The sequence below is a fragment of the Devosia sp. BK genome, from assembly GCF_032907385.1.
Lineage (GTDB): Bacteria > Pseudomonadota > Alphaproteobacteria > Rhizobiales > Devosiaceae > Devosia.
In genome coordinates this window covers 596970-613869 of the sequence record NZ_JAIMBX010000003.1, presented here as the reverse complement: position 1 = coordinate 613869, position 16900 = coordinate 596970, and the positions used below count along the sequence as shown (strand labels likewise).

The window sequence follows — 16900 nt, the reverse complement described above, 5'->3', positions numbered from 1 at the left end:
TCAGGTGGCGCGGACGGCCTGCAATTCGTCTAGACTGCCACGCACGCGATCAACAGCCTGCTCGACAGCTTGGGCAAGCATTTGCGGCAAAGCCGGCTTGTCACAAAACGAGGCATCGGGATAGCGCGACGAGAGTTGGTCGTGGCTGGCATGGCCGGAGTGAAAAACAATCGGGACGCCCGCCTCTGCCAGCACATCGGCGGCAGGCAGGACTTCCCCGTCTTCAAGACGCACATCGAGAACCGCGCATAGCGGCAAATTATTCTCGAGATAACGAAGGGTATTGCGAACGCTGGAGAACGGACCGTCTACATCCCAGCCCGCTTCACGCAGGGTGTCTTCAACGTCCATCGCTGTAAGAAGCTCATCTTCGACCAGCAAGATCTTGTTATTCATCTAACTCAATTACCGAAGTCGGCACGCTTAACTCGTGTTTCAGGCGATTGTCATCCACTGTGGTGATCAGTTCGCCCGCCAATTGTCGCGCCGAGGTCTCCATAAGGATCGTTCCGAAACCGGAACTCTCAATGTGCGGTACAGCGGTCACCCGCTGCTCTGTCCATTCGAGGGACAGCCGGTGGTCATGAACAGACCATTCCACCAAAAGGTTCCCCGGCTCGGGACCGAGGACGCCATATTTGACGGAATTGGTGGCCCATTCGTGGATGATGAGGGCAAAGGACGAGATGGCCGATGCCTTAACCTCCAGCACTGGCCCTGACGAATGGATTTGCGCATGGCCCTCGTAGGGGGCAAGCGTTGCCAGTATGAGGTCCTTGATATTGGCCGACTGCTCGCCTTGCGCACTGGTCGACAGCGAGTGGGCCCGGCCAAGCGCGGCGATACGCGAGCCGATGTCCTCGGCCATGTCGCCGACCTTCTCGTAACGACGCGACGCGATGCGGATCATCCCGGCGATGAGCGCGAAGAGGTTTTTTACGCGGTGGTTCATCTCGCGCAGCATCACGTCGCGCGTTTCGGCCAATTGGTGCTCCGGCGTGACGTCGATGGTCACGCCAATCAGGCGACGCTCACCGTTATCGTCGATCAGACGGCCAAAGGCTCGGACCCAGCGAAGACCAGCGGTCGCCGATTGAATACGGAAGGTCGCTTCGAAATCACCGCGGCCAAGCGAGGCGTCGTGGAGCTTTTCCTTCACCACCCTACGGTCGGCGGGGAAAACGTAGTTGATCAGATCATCGACCGCGCCATCGCGCTCATAGATGCCGAAATTGGCCAATTCAAAATTGTCGAGAATGGCTCGACCCGTTAGCGGGCTATATTCCCAGACGCCAATTCCGGCGGTGCGGACCGCCATATCAAGGCGTTCACGGCCCTGCTCGAGCTCGCGCTCCATGGAGAGGAGATCTGTCAGTTCGGTGAGAACCAGCATGGCCCCATCGATCTCATTGGATGCGAGGCGATAGGGACGGATCTTGAGCGCAAAGGTCCGACGACCGTCTTGGCTCAGCACGCGTCGCTGGATCGACTCGCCTGTTTCCGCCACACGCTGGGCATCGTCGAGATAATCGGGCGAGGCCAGACGGCTTGCGACTTCGGAGAGCGAACGGCCACGGTCGCCGGCTTGCAGCGGGAAGACTGTCGTTGCGGCATTGGTGAAACTGCGGACCCGCAGGTCGCGATCGAGAACGATAACGGCGAGATCGGTTGAATCGAGGAAATTTCTGAGGTCGGCGTTGACGACGGAAATCTGATCGACCTTGGTCTTGAGCTCGTCGTTGACGGTCGAGAGCTCTTCATTGGTCGATTGAAGCTCCTCGTTCATCGACATCATTTCTTCATTGGAGCTTTTGAGCTCCTCATTGGCCGTTTCGAGCTCTTCCACGGCGGAACGAAGGCGGTGACGGGTCAGGCGCAGTTCGCTCTCGATGGCTTCGAGATGTTCATCGCCATCGCTTTCCGCCAGCGTGTCGCCATCGGTAAACATAGCGAAGGGCGCGGATTCCTGGAACACGAAGAGGAAGGTGCCATCAGCCAAGGGATCGCAGACGACCTCAGCGGTCACCGTGCCGAAATCTGACTGCACCTTGACGTCGCGGCTGACAACGCGGCGCTTGGCTTCCTTGGCCTGTCGCAGCAGCGGGGTAATGGTATTGCGAAGACCGGGACGCGCCAAAGACGTCGCGCTCGCCGTATCCATCGGGGTGACGGGAAAATCGAAGAAACGGCCCAGCCGGCCATAGGCAGCAACGATCAGCCCTTCGCCATCGACAACGAGGCTTGCTGGAACATAGCGCTCCATCAGCCGCGATTTGGCAAGACCACCTTCCTTGATCACACGAGTCACTTCGCTTGTGTCGCGATCAGCGCGACGCGGCGCCGCTTCACCCCGTCCGCCAGGCAGCTCCATGGGATAGCTCGGTGACGTGTTGGAGCGCTTGAAGATGCGCGCTTGGGCGTTGACGGCTGGGAAGAGATTGTCGAAACGGCCGACGGTCTCCGACGGACCGAGCACGAGAAAGCCACCCGGCTTCAATGCATAGTGCAGCAGCGGCAGGACCGACTGCTGCAGCTTGTCATTGAAATAGATCAGCAGGTTTCGGCACGACACGAGATCGATGCGCGAGAACGGCGGATCCTTGACGACGCTATGATTGGAAAAGCGAATGAGATCGCGAATGTGCGAGGCGATGGTAAAATGGTCTTTGTGGGGGACCGTATACTTCTCGCGCAATCGGGCCGGAATGTCGGCCATGGCGGAATTGGGATATGACCCATCCCGCGCAATCTGCAGCATCTGCTCATCGATGTCCGTGGCAATGATCTGTACCGTCAGCGGCCGGTTGAGGGTTTCCGCAGCCTCGGCAAAGAGCATGGCATAGGAATAGGCTTCTTCGCCAGACGAGCATCCCGGTATCCAGACCCGGATACCATCTTCATCGGCATCGGCTGAGACGAGCGGCTTGATCGCCTCTTCGGCAACCTGCCGGAAAATGGCTTCATCGCGGAAAAAGCGCGTAACATTGATGAGAAGGTCGCGGAACAATGCCTCGCATTCGGCGCGGTCGGTGCGCGTCCGATCAAGATAATCCCGGCCTTTGGCTATGCCGAGGACATGCATGCGCCGTTCGACGCGACGCACGAGGGTCGAACGCTTGTAACCGGAAAAATCGTGTCCGACAGCAGTCCTCAAGACGCGGCAGAGTTCATCGACATGATCGGCGACAACTTCGGCCTGATCGTGTTTGTCGACCTTGTGGCGGTTGAAGAAGGACTGGAGCCGGCCAACGATCTCGGCGGGTGCGGCAACGAAATCGACCAGGCCCGTTCCCACGGCCGAAAGCGGCATGCCATCATATTTCGCGGTGCCCGGCTCCTGGACGACACTAATGCCGCCATGCTCCTTGATGGCCCGCAGACCCGTGGTGCCGTCGGCACCCGTGCCTGAGAGGATGACACAAGCTGCGTTGGTCGTCTGGTCGAGCGCAAGCGAAATGAAGAAGTCATCGATAGGCCGCCGAAGGCCACGCGGCTGCTCGAAATCGGTCAGGGTCAGGTGACCATCCACGATGGCAAGGCCATGGCCCGGCGGAATGATATAGACCGTATCGGCCTCGACCTTTTCACCACCCTCGCATTGCTTGACGATCAGCTCGGTGTGCCGATCGATCAACTGAGCCATCATGCTTTCGTGGTTGGGGTCGAGATGCTGCACCACGACAAAGCACATGCCCGGCGATGTGCCGGCTGCTGCAAACATGTCGCGGAGCGCTTCCAACCCGCCCGCTGATGCACCGATGCCGATAACCGGCACAGTGGAGTCTTCCTCGATGTCTGTCGTCACCGCGGGTTGGTTGAGGGTCACGAGTTGGACGCCTCCAACTGGGAAAGGATCATTTTTGCCTGAGCGATCATGGCGGCAGAATTGGCGATGGTTGCAAGTGAGCCTTCGATGATCATGCCGCTTTCCTGCAGCACGGGTGAGAGACCCGAAATGGCTTGCGACAATTGCAGATCATAGCTGTCGAGCATGGAAAGATGCGACCGGCTCACATCGAACTGCGAGGCAAATATGTAGCGCGTCGTTCCGCTCGGTCCCTTGAGTTTTGACATGAAAAGCAAATTGACAAAGGGCTTGTCGTCCTTGGTGAAGTTGACGATGGGTGTACGCACCGTCTGGACGTCTGGTTCAGAGAGGAAACGGCGGATGTCGGTCAACGCGTCGACATTTTCGGATTTACCCCGCGACCGCGACACCTGAAGGAAGCGGCAATTCTGCCCGACGACTTCGTCGCTGCCATAGCCCGTCAGATCACAGAAAGCCGTATTGACCATGACCAGACGATGGTCGTCGTTGACATCGGCGAGAGCCAGGGCGACCCGGGCGCTGCTGATATAATTGGCCAATTCCGGAGTGATCTGCTGATCTGCCACGAGAGTCTCCAATGTTGGATCATGGACCGGGCCAGATCGAGTAAGACGGTTCTGCCAGAGAATGCACATCAAGGGCCAGAGGTTCTTATCCCTTTGCCCGACACGTGTCGCGAGAAACGACGGATTGGGGCAGGAATTGCGGACCACCCGAGGCAATGAACTTCGGGCAGATAGATTTTGTCCAAACAAATTAAGGCGATAACCGGTCCGTCCGCTTAGTTATCAGTATTGTTAGTGCGGCGCCGAGGGCTTTCCGAGACGCGCTGCCCCTCCCATGCACATGCCCGGAACCCGGCTCGTTGGATTGCCATTGTCGTAGGCTGCCTGTCGCAGCCTGTTGTTTATGCGCATGACGCTCTTGCGGACGAGACTTCTCGCTTCCGTAGGCACATGCGTTAGCCAAGGTTTTGCAATGCCTGTTTACGCCTCTGACCGGGACGAGCGTCCCGTCCCCCGCGCCAGCTATCGTCTGCAGCTTAACAAGGATTTTGGATTTTCAGACGCCGAGAAACTGGCGCCGTACCTTGGCCGGCTAGGCATCAGCCACGCCTATCTCTCGCCAATTCTCAAAGCGCGGCCCGGCAGCATGCATGGCTATGACACGGTCGACCATACGCTCGTCAACCCAGAACTCGGCACGCTCGACGGCCTCAGGCAAATGGCGGCGGCGCTTCGGCGCGAGGGAATTGGCATCATCCTCGATATCGTGCCCAACCACATGGGCATTGGCGGGGCGGAAAACCCCTATTGGCTCAACGTGCTCGAATGGGGGCGCGATAGCCGCTATGCCTATTGGTTCGACATAAACTGGGCGCCGTCTGAACCATCGCTGCAGGATAAGGTTCTCATGCCATTCCTCGGCTCTGCGCTGGGCGAGGCAATTGAAACGGGACGCATGTCCCTCAAGTTTGATGATGCCACAGGTAGCTTTGCGATCTGGGCTGAAGACACGCACAAATTGCCGATCGACCCACGGCACTATGCGGAAATCCTCAAACATGCAGGCGACATAGACGAGGCCCTGCTCTCCGGCTGGGGCGTCGATCAGGATGTCGCAGCGCAGCTGAAGACGCGGTTGGCAGAGGCTCGCGCCCCGGGCATCGAGATGGCAGTTCAGCACTTCAACAGCGAAGCGGGGCGGCAGGATCTCGCGGAGCTGATCGCCAAGCAGAACTGGCGCGCGGCGCGCTACTCCGTCGGTGCGGACGAAATCAATTATCGTCGCTTCTTCATCGTCTCCGATCTCGCGGCGATCCGTATCGAGCGGCAGGAGGTCTTCGACCATGCCCACAAGCTGATATTCCAGCTTGTCGAAGAGGGCTTGGTCGAGGGCTTGCGCATAGACCATATCGATGGCCTCTACGACCCCAAGCAATATACGTTGCGGCTGCGGCAAGCTTGCCCGCGACCAATCTATCTCGTCGTCGAAAAAATCCTCGCGCCCGGCGAGGCTTTGCGGTCGGATTGGGATATCGACGGCACGACGGGCTATGAATTTGCCAATGTGACGGCTCAATTGCTTGTCGACCCTGCGGCAGAAGGAACGCTGACCGAGTTTTATCGCGATTTTACCGGCGAGACGGGCACGCTCGACGTGCTGGAGCGGGAAGCCAAGCTCGAGATCATCGACTATGAAATGTCGGCCGAGCTTGACGCCCTGACGACGCGGCTCACTGCGATTGCTGGAAGCCACAGGGCATCGGCAGATCTTACGCGCAACGGTATCCGCAACGCTCTTCGGCATTTTTTATCCTGTCTTTCGGTCTATCGAACCTATGTCGACGGCGACACGACGGCGAGCGACCGGGACGATGTCGAAGACGCGCTGGCCGAAGCGCAGACGATGGCGCCGTCGCTGGATGGGGCCTTGTTTGATTTCCTCAGGGATGTCGCGCTCCTCAATATCGAGGGCGACCACGTGCTCGAAACGGCGATGCGCCTCCAGCAGTTTACGGGGCCTGCCATGGCCAAGGGTCTCGAGGATACGGCGCTCTATCGCTACAACCGCCTGATTGCCCTGTCGGATGTCGGCGAGCGGCCGGACCAGTTCTCGGCCAGTCCCGATCAGTTCCACGCATTCAACCGCGATCGCGCCGCAAATTTCCCCGGCGGCATGCTGACGAGCTCGAGCCACGATACCAAGCGCGGTGAAGATGTCCGCTCCCGGATCGCCGCGGTGTCGCTGCTACCGGAAGAATGGATAGCAAAGGTCAGCGAATGGCGGGCCCATTTCGGCGAGGAGATCGACGCCAACGACCTCTATTATTTCTTCCAGCAACTGCTTGGCGCCTGGCCAGCGGAATTTGCGGGCTTGGGCGCGATCGATCCAGACAAACTGGAAACATTCCGCGAGCGCACAAGAGGCGCCATGACCAAGGCTGTCCGCGAAGCACGGCGGCATACGACTTGGACGGCAAACTCGGAGGACTACGAAGGCGCACTGATGGCGGTGGTCGATCAGACACTTGATCCAGATGGCGAGTTCCTGGCCGATTTCCGCGCCTTTGCGGACGAGATTGGGCCGCTTGGCGCGCGGAACAGCATCATCGCCGCGACGCTAAAGCTGACCGTGCCGGGCATGCCCGACATCTATCAAGGCGCCGAGCTCTATGAGCAGAGCATGGTCGACCCTGACAACCGTCGCCCAGTCGATTTTGCCGAGCGTACGGCACTGCTGAACGCGCTGCCCAATGATCTCAGCGAGACCATGGCCGATTGGACCAGCGGCAAGACCAAGCTTGGCGTGATCAGCCGGCTCTTGGCTCTTCGCAAGGAGATCCCAAACCTCTTTGCCAAGGGCCGTTACGAGCCGATCGCTTTCGACGAGGAAAATTCGCGCGCGGTCGGCTTCCTGCGGCGCGATGGCGATGCGGCCATTCTGGTTCTGGCGTGGCTGGGGCTGCCGGAAGATACACCGGATCTAAAGGTGCAATTGCCAAGCGAACTGGCGGCAGGAGACTGGACCAATGTGTTCACTGGCCGCGAAGTCGACAGTGGTTCGCTCAACGAAATCCTTGGCGAGATGCCAGCCGCAGTGTTGCGGCTGGCCTGAGGGTCAGACTGGCTCGGTGGCGCGGTCGCGGGTATGCCATTGCCCGTCGCGCCACTCGCGCACCGTCACGGTGATCAGCTCATTGCTGATATCGATGAGGTTATAGGCATTCGGCTCGCCCCGCAGGCGAGTTGAGATGGCCGAGGACGCCTGGGCAATCAGGATGGGCGCGACGACGGATTTACTCAGGCCCATGGGCTGGCCCTCGCGCCGTTTGTCCGTCTGCTCGTGTTTACGCACATAAGACAGATGAAAGTGCCCCGAAAGAACAAGGCGCACGCCAAGGTTGGCGAACGTTTCGAGCGCATCGTCCGCTCGCTTTACCCGCTTGGTTTTTTGGATCATCGGCTCGGTGGGAAAGAGCAGAGGATGGTGGGCCACAATGACGCGTACGGCGTTGGATGAGGCCTTGGCAAAGCGCTCGTCGAGATCTTCGAGTTGGCCACGCGAGATCGTGCCATGCCCCCAATTCCACTCAAGCCGCGCGCGACGTGATGTGCGCATGCCAACAAGCGCGACGCCGTCCATTTCGAGGAAGGGCTCGAGGTCGGGCGAAATGTACTTCTTGTAAAACCCGTAGGGATTTAGGAAGCGTCGGAAGATGTTGACGGCTGGCACGTCGTGATTGCCCGGAACGGCAAATACCGGCGCGCTCAGTTTGTCTAGAAACTCGCGCGCTTGCTCGAATTCTTCCTTGGTGCCGATCTGGGTAAAATCCCCACTCGCAACGATGAGATCGGGGCGCTGGGCATTGATGTCGTCGGCAAAGCCTTCGGCCAGCTTTGGATCGTGATGGCCGAAATGCAGGTCGGAGATATGCAGAATCTTCATGCGGCTTCCACAGTGGATTGAGTGGCAAGTTCGGTCGGGACGATGACGGACAAAGCCCGCGGGCGGATCGAGAAATTGAGCGGGCTCTGCAGCGCCTGGACTTCGCCGTCGAGCATGACTTTGACTAGCCCCTTCTTGGTGGTGATGACGACGCCGTTGATGCTTTCCATCGACAGCGCCTCATCGCTGCGCCAGCGGCCGAACAGCATGTTGGTGGAGAGACGGAAAAAGTCGCCGGCATTGAGATGCCGCAGCACGTACAGCGTCAGCGTCCCACGATCGAGGCTGCTGCGCGAGAAGAACTGGCCCAGCCCTTCGTCATAGGAATTGCTGGCCACCGCAATCGCCTGCACCCGCTCGAGCCGCCGCTCCCCTTCAAGCGGTTCGATGGCGATGGCAAGGCGCTTGGCCCGCGAGAGGCGCCGGAAAAAGTAACGCACAAAGCCGATCTTGGCGGAAAAGGTCTGCTTGCCGCGAATATGCTCGCGCCCAGCGGCGAGCCCCGGAATGAGCCCGATAACGACCTTATGAAGAAAAATCTGGCCATTGACCTCGCCGACATCGATACGGTGCTCTACACCCGTCGCCAAGGACGCGATGGCCGCAGGCAGATTCAATGGGACGTGAAGATCCTTGGCGAGCGCATTGACAGTACCGAGCGGCAGGATAGCCAGGGCTTTCTCAGAACCGACAAGGGCGGACGCGACCGCCGTGATCGTGCCATCTCCCCCCGCGGCCACGATGACGGATGCATCGCTTGCCATAGCATCGGCAAGTCTGACGTTGAGCGTCACGTCGGTCCGTGCGTCAATCGTTGCCTGCATTTCGTGCGAGGCGAACATATCCTTGATGGAATCGGCGGAAACGCCTGTTGCGATGGCGGTTCCGGCATTGGCATTGAATAGGACGTAATAAGTGTGTTTGGTCACGGTGCCTGGCCCGGGTAAGACTTTGGCATTGGAACGTGCGGGCAGCCTATGCGTTGCCAAAGGCGCCGAAGGAAATCCATGTTCGACACACTCAGCCGTTCAAAACACTACCGCCGCGTCCACAGCTTCGTGACCAAGGAAGCCAAACTCTTGACTGGCATCGCGCTGGTCTCGGGGCTCATTCTCGCATTTCTTCGCATTGCGGATGAAATGATCGAAGGCGAAATGGAAGCCTTCGACAATGCCATCCTCATGGTTTTCCGCGACCCGAACAATGTCGATCAGATCATCGGCCCGGCTTGGGTCCATGAGATGGTGCGCGATCTGACGTCGCTGGGAAGCTTCGCGATCCTGGGACTTCTGGTCCTTGGCGTGTGCAGTTACCTGCTTCTCGCACGCATGCGGACGGAAGCACTGATGATCGTCGTTTCCGTGCTTGGCGGAACGCTGCTCAGTACGTTTCTCAAGATGGGGTACAACCGCCCGCGGCCCGATCTTGTCGCGATGTCGACCCAGTTCACCGCGAGCTTCCCGAGTGGACACGCGATGCTGTCGGCCGTGACATTCCTCACGATCGGTGCCTTGCTCGCACGTCTCGCGCCAACGCGGCCGCTCCGGATCTTCAGCATCAGCGCCGCGATTGTCCTGACCGTCATCGTTGGCATAAGCCGGCTCTATATGGGCGTGCATTACCCCAGCGACGTGCTGGCGGGGTGGTGCCTCGGCGCAGCGTGGGCGCTGTTTTGCGTGATGTGCGCAACCATGCTTCAGCGTCGCGGCGCCATCCAGCAGGGGCTGCCCGAGGACGCTTGAGACTTGCTCTGGTAGCAAACAAGCAAGATGATGCTCTCATTGCACTTGCGACCGACTCGCCGATTGAGCGTTTGGGTCCATAGTGTCGGGAAAACCGGAAAGCTATGACCAGCGCTATTGACCCCCTGCTTCACCGCCTTGAGACGATCGGCAAACTGACCGACGCCGACCGCGACGCCTTGCGGCGCCTACCGTTGCGAGAGAGCGATCTATCCAAGGGGAGCGAGATCGTCTCGGATGGCGAGGTGTCGTCGAGTTGCTGCCTCGTGGTCAGCGGCTATCTCTGCCGCTCGAAAACCCTCCCGAACGGCAATCGTCAGATCTTCTCGCTCCATACCGCGGGCGATATTCCCGATCTCCACAGCCTCCACCTCAACAGGATGGACCATAGCCTCAGTGCTATCAGCGATTGCCGAATAGCGCGTATTCCGCATGACGCGGTCTATGAGGCGCTCGACCGGTCGCCAACGCTCAACGCCCTTCTCTGGCGCGACACGCTCATCGATTCCGCCGCGTTCAGGGCTTGGATGCTGATGTTGGGCCAGGCCGAGGCTGTGTCGCGGATGGCGCATTTTTTCTGCGAGCTCTTCACCCGCGCCGCCATGGCTGGGCTGACCGATAACAACACCTTCCCACTCCCCCTGACCCAAGCCGACCTTGGCGACATTCTGGGGATTTCCATGGTACACGCCAACAGGACCCTGCAGGATCTGCGCGGCCGGGGCGTGATGGATTTCGACCAGCAGATCGTGTCGATCCTGCGCTGGGAAGAGTTGCGCAAACTTGGGCAGTTTGACCCCTCCTACCTGCACTATCTTGACGGCCGAGTGGGCCGGGATAATCCCGCAAAACTGTAGCCAAGGATTTTTGAAGGAACCCAAGCCACTAGAGCGCACTTCTCACTGCCGAGGAGTTCGCTAGATGCCCCGGTTCTACTTCGATTTCGCGTCCAACGATGATGTCAGTGTCGACACGATCGGCCAGGAGCTGGAAAACGAAGAAATGGCCCACAAGGAAGCCGTAAAAGCCTTGGCCGAGATCGCGGCCGAGGAAATTCCAAGGGATGGCGAATTGGTCCTAACCGTCACGGTTACCGACGCCGAACGGCAAACCCTGTTCACGGCGCAGATGACATTTCAGCCGACGATTTAGTTTGTTACGCTGTGCCTGACGAACTTATCCGCACAAAATTGCAGCCAAGCCGTTAGACCCTCTGCTAGAACTCGCCGCTGTCGATGTGACGTCTTGTGAGACCCGGTCTTGGCTTCGGAACGCAGCACTATTCTTGGCGATCTGGGTCAGTCTGCTCGGCTCCGCCACATGTTTCTATTGGCAGTGATATCAATCCTCTTGCTGATCGCGTTCATTTTGGCGATCTGCCTCGGCTCCACCGCCATACCGCTCCAGTCGGTCGTTGCGGTTCTGACCGGGCAGACAAGCAATGCCCCGGGTGACGCAGAAATCATCCTCTCCATCCGCCTGCCGCGCGCCATGACTGCAGGCCTTGCCGGAGCCGCGCTCAGCGTTGCCGGGCTTCAAATGCAGACAATGATGCGCAATCCACTGGCCGATCCCTTCGTTCTCGGCATTACTTCGGGCGCCAGCCTTGGCGTCGCGCTCGTCGTTCTCGCCTCAGGCAGTGCTATCGGCGTCTTCTTGACGGGAGGCTTGGGCATCGGCACCGGTTTTGCCCTAGTCATCGCGGCTACGCTGGGCGCCTTGCTGGTTTTGACGCCGACGCTGGCTGTTGCAGCGCGCCTCCAAAACCCAACCACTGTTCTGGTTTTTGGTTTGATGACGGGCTACGCGGTTTCCGCCTTCGTGACGTTGCTCGTGGCTGGGGCGGCGCCAGACCAATTGGCGCGTTGGGTCGCCTGGGGATTTGGATCGTTCAGCGCGGTGACCTGGACGCAATTGCAGGTGCTGGCGCCGGTGGTCATCATCGGCCTCCTGATTGCGTGCCTCAGCATCAAACAACTCAACGCTCTGCTGCTCGGTGAGACCTACGCGCAATCCATGGGCCTCAATACCAAGGCAATGCGTCTTGTGACCATGGGGACAGCGTCCATGCTCGCCGGCGCGGTAACCGCTTTTTGTGGACCGATCGGCTTTCTGGGTGTGGCAGTGCCACACATCGCACGCTCTCTGTTGAAATCCTCCGACCACCGCGTTCTGGTACCAGCCTCGATCATGCTTGGCGCTCTCCTCGCCCTCCTCGCGCAATTGATTTCGTTGCTGCCAAGCCAATTCGGCGTCTTGCCACTCAATGCAGTGACGGCACTGATCGGCTCGCCGGTCGTCGTTCTCGTGATCCTCCGCGCCCGAAACGGGGGCTTTGTCGGATGACGGCGCTGCTTGAGGCAAGGGATCTCGCGGTCGGCTATGGCCGTCGGCGCGACAAGCGCACGGTTCTGACCGGGCTCAACCTGACCGTCCAACCTAGCGAGATGGTTTGTCTATTGGGTCCCAACGGAGTGGGAAAATCGACACTGATGCGGACCCTGGCGCGGGCCCTGCGGCCGCTCTCCGGAACCGTTGCTATCGCAGGAAGTGATACCGCCCGAATGTCACCTGCCGAGCTGGCCCGGCACGTTGGGGTCGTGCTCACAGAGCGCATCAACATCGGCGCCATGCCGGCTTTTCGGCTGGTCGAGCTCGGCCGATACCCGCACGTGAATTGGGCGGGACAGTTGGGCGAGGCGGATCGAGAGATTGTACGGGAGGCTATTGTCTCCGTCGGCGCAGCGCATCTGGCACATCGCGATATCAACGAATTGTCGGACGGCGAACGCCAGCGCTTCATGATCGCGCGGGCTCTCGCACAAAAGCCATCCGTTCTGTTGCTCGATGAACCATCGGCATTTCTTGACGTATCAGGGCGTGTCGAGATGGTCGCCATGCTCCGCCATTTGGCGCGCGATCAAAATATTGCGGTCATTCTTTCGAGCCATGATCTCGACCTGTCGCTGCGCACCGCCGACACGATCTGGTTGATCGATGGCAAGCGCCACGTGCATATCGGTGCGCCGGAAGACCTGCTTGCCGATGACACCTTTGCGGCGGTGTTTTCGGGGCCAAACGTTACCTTTTCGGTAACCGATCAAAGCTTCAGGATCAGAACGCATCCTCGCGGTCGCGCCTTCGTTTCCGGTTTTGCAGGCCGAGTAGATTTTGCGCGTTCAGTTCTCGAACGGGAGGGATTTGCGCCCTCGGATGCGCGCATGGCCGAGTTGATCGTGACCGTCGGAGAACAAGGATGGACGGCAGAAGGAAACGGCACGCAGGCGGAGGGACAGAGCTTTGCAGACCTTGCCCGCTTTGCTCGGCGAACGGGAGAAAGCGTCCAGTGATTTCCAATCGAGTTTTTCTCGGCATGCTCCTTGCCCTTTTCAGTGTGTTGCCATCGATGGCGGCGCCTGCGCTCGACGCGAAGGGCTGCGCTACCGCTTACGAGGCGGGGCAGGACTATTTTGCAGCCAAGTCGCAGATCGAATTTTCGGACAATTTCTCCGTCGCGTATTTTGGGAATTACAAAATCGTCACCGTCGACCGGCCCTATCCGGGCGGTCAACCCGAGCACTATGTGCTGGTGCAATGCGGCACGCCAAGCCCGGACCTCGGACCGGACATGGCCAATGTGCCGCGGATTAGCGTGCCGGTTCAGTCGCTGTTTTCAGGCAGCACGGCACAGGCTCCTGCGCTTGTCACCGTCGGCGGATTGAAGGCGCTGACCGGAGTAGCCCGGCGAGATTTCATCGCGACGCCGGAAGTCATTGCGCAGATGGAAACAGCCGGGGTGGTCGAATACGAAACCTCGGGGGTCGTCGATATCGAGGCCGTGGTGGCGGCGCGGCCCGACGTGTTCATGGCGGGCGGGAGTGGCGAGGCCGAAATTCAGCGGCTCGCAGCGACAGGCATTGCCGTCGTCAACTTTGCCGACTGGCAGGACACATCGCCGCTCGGCCGGGCCGAATGGGTCAAGTTCATGGGGCTTTTCTTCAATGCCGAAGCCAAGGCCGACGAGAGCTTTGCAGAGGTCGCAAAGCGATATGCAGCAGCGGAGGCATTGGTCTCAGGAGTTGCGGAAGACGATAAGCCGTTTGTCCTCAGCGGACAGGCGTTCGGTGGCGTGTTCTTTGCGGCGGGCGGCAAGTCATTCATTGCGCAGCTCATTGCCGATGCAGGCGGACGCTATATCTTTGCTGATAATACCAGCACCGGTAGCTTCGAAATCCATGACCTCGAACAACTTGTGACCCGCGCGCGGGAGGCAAGTGTCTGGATCCAGGCGGCAATGACCTATCGCAGCCTTGCCGATATCGCGGCAGAAAATCCCCGCCTCGCCGCGCTGCCCGCGGCCCAGGCAGGAGAGGTATGGATACCCGATGCATTGAAGGGGCCGAATGGCGGCGTGCAGTTCTACGAACTGGGCACCATGCGCCCCGATCTGGTGCTGCTGGATCTGATCTCGATCCTCTATCCAGAAAAACTGCCGGGCTACCAGCGCGTGTTCAATCGCGCGATCACGATCGATTAAGGCGACACTGTGGATAGCCCCTCGCGAACGGCCTTACGTCGTTGACTTGAATTAAGGCTTTGTTCATTTTCGGCCCGTCCATGGTCCTCGCAAGGGGATAATAGGGAAGCCGGTCAAGGAGCGATCCCCAGTCCGACGCTGCCCCCGCAACTGTAAGCGGAGACGACGTTTCAGTGTCCACTGGCTTTTGGGCTGGGAAGGCGAAACGTCGGCTTGATCCGCGAGCCAGGAGACCTGCCATGGAAGCGGATTCATTTCAGGCTGATCGGGCGGATCGGGCGGAGGACAAGACAGACGATGAGCGATCGTCCCCCGATGCCGTCGCGCCGCTAATCCGGCCGCACGCCCCACCTCATTTCAATCTCTGTGCGCCTCATGCGCGGGAAGCATTCACGCTTCCGCCTGAGCCGTCGCGCCACCTCGAAAGCCACGCCCTATGCGTTTCAAGTCGCTCACCTCGTCCATCGCCCTGCTGACTGCCACTCTGGCGATAGCCCTTCCCGTTACGGCTCAGGAAACGATCCTCCCCAAGCTCGTCATCAATGCCGGTGGCCTGACCCCGTTTGAAGAGAATGAAATCGGGCGGTCCTATACCGTGATCGATGGTGATCAGATCGCATTGAGCGGCACGCCCTATATCGCGGACGTGCTGCGTCAGGTGCCGGGGTTTGCGGTGTCGCGCACGGGCTCATTCGGCAACAAGACGCAGATCCGTGTCCGTGGCGCCGAAGCCAATCATGTGCTCGTACTGATCGATGGCGTGCCGGTCAGCGAAAACTCGGACGGGGAATTCGACTTTGCGCGCCTGGCGATGACCAATGTCGAACGCATCGAAATTCTGCGTGGGCCGCAAAGCGCGTTCTGGGGCGCCAATGCCATGGCGGGCGTTATCAATATCGTGACGAAATCGGTATCCGAGGACGGTTTGCACGGCACTCTGGCGGGTGAAACGGGCACAGACGGCACGAAGATGACAAGCGGGTCGCTGGCCTATGGCCAGGACAATTTCGACATTTCGGGTTCGCTGACCATGCGGCACACCAACGGCTTCAATGTCTCCTCGTTTGGCACCGAGCTCGACGGAGCCAATCATATCGATGCCAATGGTCGGTTTGCCGCCGATATCACGCCGCAGCTTACCCTTGATGGCAGCATCCGTTATGCGCGCATCGATGCGTACGCTGATGGCCAGGATTTTTCCGGGATCGTTCAGGACACTCCGGATACCGCCACCATCAAGGAGCTTTCCGGCGCTCTTGGTCTTGGCTGGGTGAGCGAAGATGGCCTTTGGTTTCAAAATGCCCGCGTCAGCGCCGGCACGATCGAGCGCGGCGCCAACGATCAGTTTGGCGCTTCGCTCAATACCAACGATCGTTACAAAGCGTCTTATCAAGTCGGTCGCAACTTCGACACGCCGGATTTCCTCGACAGCACGCATACCGTTACCCTCGGCTATGATGTGGTCTACGAAACCTTCCAGCAACTCGTGCCGACCAAGCTCGATGTGCAGAAGCGCGTCACCAATTCGCTCGTCGGGGAATATCGCGGCACCTATTTCGATCAGGTTTTCCTTACCGCAGCCCTGCGCCACGATTTCAACGAAGGCTTTGCCGACGTCACCACCTATAGCCTCAGCGGCGCATGGCAGGTTCCGGATACCGGAACGCGCCTCCACGCTTCGCTCGGGACCGGTTCGACCAATCCGACCTTCTACGAACAGTTCGGCTTCAATCCTGCCCTGTTCATTCCCAATCCCGGTCTGGTGCCGGAATCGAGCTTTGGCTGGGATATTGGGGTCGAGCAGAGCCTGCTTGACGGTGTGGTTGTTCTCGATGCGACCTATTTCAACCAGACGCTCGAAAACCAGATCCAGACGCAGGGCTTTGCACCGAGCACGGTCGTCAATCTGCTCGGCACCAGCACCCGCCAAGGCGTCGAGCTATCCGCTCGCGTCAACATCGTCGAAGGTCTGACCGCCGGCGTGACCTACACCTATCTCGACGCTCGCCAGCCGAATGGTGCACGAGAGATCCGTCGTCCCGAGCATTCCGGCGCGATCGACATCGCCTATACGCTGCCGGAAATTCCGTTGACGCTGCATAGCGAGGTGGTTTTGAACGGGCCAAACCTCGATACCGACTTTTCGCAATTCCCAGCTGTCAACGTGACGCTTCCTGCCTACACCGTCGTCAATGCCGGCCTGAATTATAAGATCAACGACCAGGTCGAGGTCTATGGCCGCGTGCAGAACCTCTTCGACACCAAGTACCAGGAGGTTCTGGGCTACAATACGCAGGGCCGGACTTTCTATGCAGGAGCCAAGGCGAGCTTCTGACGCCTTCA

Annotated in this window: 13 protein-coding genes and 1 riboswitch; of the genes, 8 read left to right on the top strand and 5 right to left on the bottom strand. The window is 59.4% G+C overall.

The genetic code is table 11. The features are described 5' to 3' along the window. The 3 genes from DevBK_RS18465 to DevBK_RS18455 are packed head-to-tail and all read right to left on the bottom strand — an operon-like array spanning position 1 to position 4395. Positions 1 to 396 (bottom strand): response regulator, encoded by a 396-nt coding sequence (locus DevBK_RS18465; RefSeq protein ID WP_062629675.1) that lies wholly within the window; start codon positions 394 to 396, stop codon positions 1 to 3. Beyond that, complete coding sequence (locus tag DevBK_RS18460; protein WP_317186502.1) at positions 389 to 3826, bottom strand: chemotaxis protein CheB; 3438 nt, start codon at positions 3824 to 3826, stop codon at positions 389 to 391. Before DevBK_RS18460 ends, DevBK_RS18465 begins: the two co-directional genes overlap by 8 nt. Continuing rightward, complete coding sequence (locus DevBK_RS18455; RefSeq protein ID WP_317186501.1) at positions 3823 to 4395, bottom strand: PAS domain-containing protein; 573 nt, start codon at positions 4393 to 4395, stop codon at positions 3823 to 3825. The genes DevBK_RS18460 and DevBK_RS18455 overlap by 4 nt, the downstream gene beginning before the upstream one ends. Before the next feature lie 412 nt (positions 4396 to 4807). Between DevBK_RS18455 and treY the strand changes: the two genes are divergently transcribed. Beyond that, on the top strand, positions 4808 to 7447 hold the full coding sequence (treY, locus tag DevBK_RS18450; RefSeq protein ID WP_317186500.1) for a malto-oligosyltrehalose synthase: 2640 nt from the start codon (positions 4808 to 4810) through the stop codon (positions 7445 to 7447). A 3-nt stretch (positions 7448 to 7450) separates the two neighbouring features. Here treY and DevBK_RS18445 read toward each other — a convergent pair whose 3' ends face one another. Beyond that, complete coding sequence (locus tag DevBK_RS18445; RefSeq protein ID WP_317186499.1) at positions 7451 to 8278, bottom strand: metallophosphoesterase; 828 nt, start codon at positions 8276 to 8278, stop codon at positions 7451 to 7453. After that, the gene (locus tag DevBK_RS18440; protein ID WP_062629678.1) at positions 8275 to 9207 is read right to left on the bottom strand and encodes a diacylglycerol/lipid kinase family protein; all 933 of its coding nucleotides are present in this window, start codon (positions 9205 to 9207) and stop codon (positions 8275 to 8277) included. Before DevBK_RS18440 ends, DevBK_RS18445 begins: the two co-directional genes overlap by 4 nt. Positions 9208 to 9285: 78 nt before the next feature. On the opposite strand from DevBK_RS18440, the gene DevBK_RS18435 reads away from it, so the two are divergent. The 7 genes from DevBK_RS18435 to DevBK_RS18405 all read left to right on the top strand — a co-directional run bounded on the left by DevBK_RS18435 (position 9286) and on the right by DevBK_RS18405 (position 16892). After that, a complete protein-coding gene (locus DevBK_RS18435) occupies positions 9286 to 10020 on the top strand; it encodes a phosphatase PAP2 family protein (protein ID WP_062629679.1) in 735 nt (244 codons plus the stop codon). A gap of 104 nt (positions 10021 to 10124) precedes the next feature. Next, positions 10125 to 10877, top strand: a complete 753-nt coding sequence (locus DevBK_RS18430; RefSeq protein WP_062629680.1) for a Crp/Fnr family transcriptional regulator — start codon at positions 10125 to 10127, stop codon at positions 10875 to 10877. A gap of 64 nt (positions 10878 to 10941) precedes the next feature. Beyond that, complete coding sequence (locus DevBK_RS18425) at positions 10942 to 11172, top strand: DUF6894 family protein (protein WP_062629681.1); 231 nt, start codon at positions 10942 to 10944, stop codon at positions 11170 to 11172. Positions 11173 to 11280: 108 nt separating this feature from the next. Next, positions 11281 to 12366, top strand: a complete 1086-nt coding sequence (locus DevBK_RS18420; RefSeq protein ID WP_317186498.1) for an iron ABC transporter permease — start codon at positions 11281 to 11283, stop codon at positions 12364 to 12366. Continuing rightward, positions 12363 to 13370: an ABC transporter ATP-binding protein gene (locus DevBK_RS18415; RefSeq protein ID WP_317186497.1), complete on the top strand. Its 1008-nt coding sequence runs from the start codon at positions 12363 to 12365 to the stop codon at positions 13368 to 13370. Before DevBK_RS18420 ends, DevBK_RS18415 begins: the two co-directional genes overlap by 4 nt. Next, entirely contained in the window at positions 13367 to 14557 is a 1191-nt protein-coding gene (locus DevBK_RS18410; protein ID WP_317186496.1) for an ABC transporter substrate-binding protein, read from the top strand. The genes DevBK_RS18415 and DevBK_RS18410 overlap by 4 nt, the downstream gene beginning before the upstream one ends. Positions 14558 to 14621: 64 nt before the next feature. After that, a riboswitch (cobalamin riboswitch) is annotated at positions 14622 to 14814 on the top strand. 179 nt (positions 14815 to 14993) lie between these two features. Further along, a complete protein-coding gene (locus tag DevBK_RS18405; RefSeq protein WP_317186495.1) occupies positions 14994 to 16892 on the top strand; it encodes a TonB-dependent receptor plug domain-containing protein in 1899 nt (632 codons plus the stop codon). The last annotated feature ends 8 nt before the right edge of the window (positions 16893 to 16900 follow it).

Excerpts from the sequence above, each read along its gene's own strand:
- DevBK_RS18445 (WP_317186499.1), bottom strand. The coding sequence starts at position 8,278 with ATGAAGATTCTGCATATCTCCGACCTGCATTTCGGCCATCACGATCCA.
- treY (WP_317186500.1), top strand. The coding sequence starts at position 4,808 with ATGCCTGTTTACGCCTCTGACCGGGACGAGCGTCCCGTCCCCCGCGCC.
- DevBK_RS18435 (WP_062629679.1), top strand. The coding sequence starts at position 9,286 with ATGTTCGACACACTCAGCCGTTCAAAACACTACCGCCGCGTCCACAGC.
- DevBK_RS18430 (WP_062629680.1), top strand. The coding sequence starts at position 10,125 with ATGACCAGCGCTATTGACCCCCTGCTTCACCGCCTTGAGACGATCGGC.
- DevBK_RS18415 (WP_317186497.1), top strand. The coding sequence starts at position 12,363 with ATGACGGCGCTGCTTGAGGCAAGGGATCTCGCGGTCGGCTATGGCCGT.
- DevBK_RS18465 (WP_062629675.1), bottom strand. The coding sequence starts at position 396 with ATGAATAACAAGATCTTGCTGGTCGAAGATGAGCTTCTTACAGCGATG.
- DevBK_RS18405 (WP_317186495.1), top strand. The coding sequence starts at position 14,994 with ATGCGTTTCAAGTCGCTCACCTCGTCCATCGCCCTGCTGACTGCCACT.
- DevBK_RS18425 (WP_062629681.1), top strand. The coding sequence starts at position 10,942 with ATGCCCCGGTTCTACTTCGATTTCGCGTCCAACGATGATGTCAGTGTC.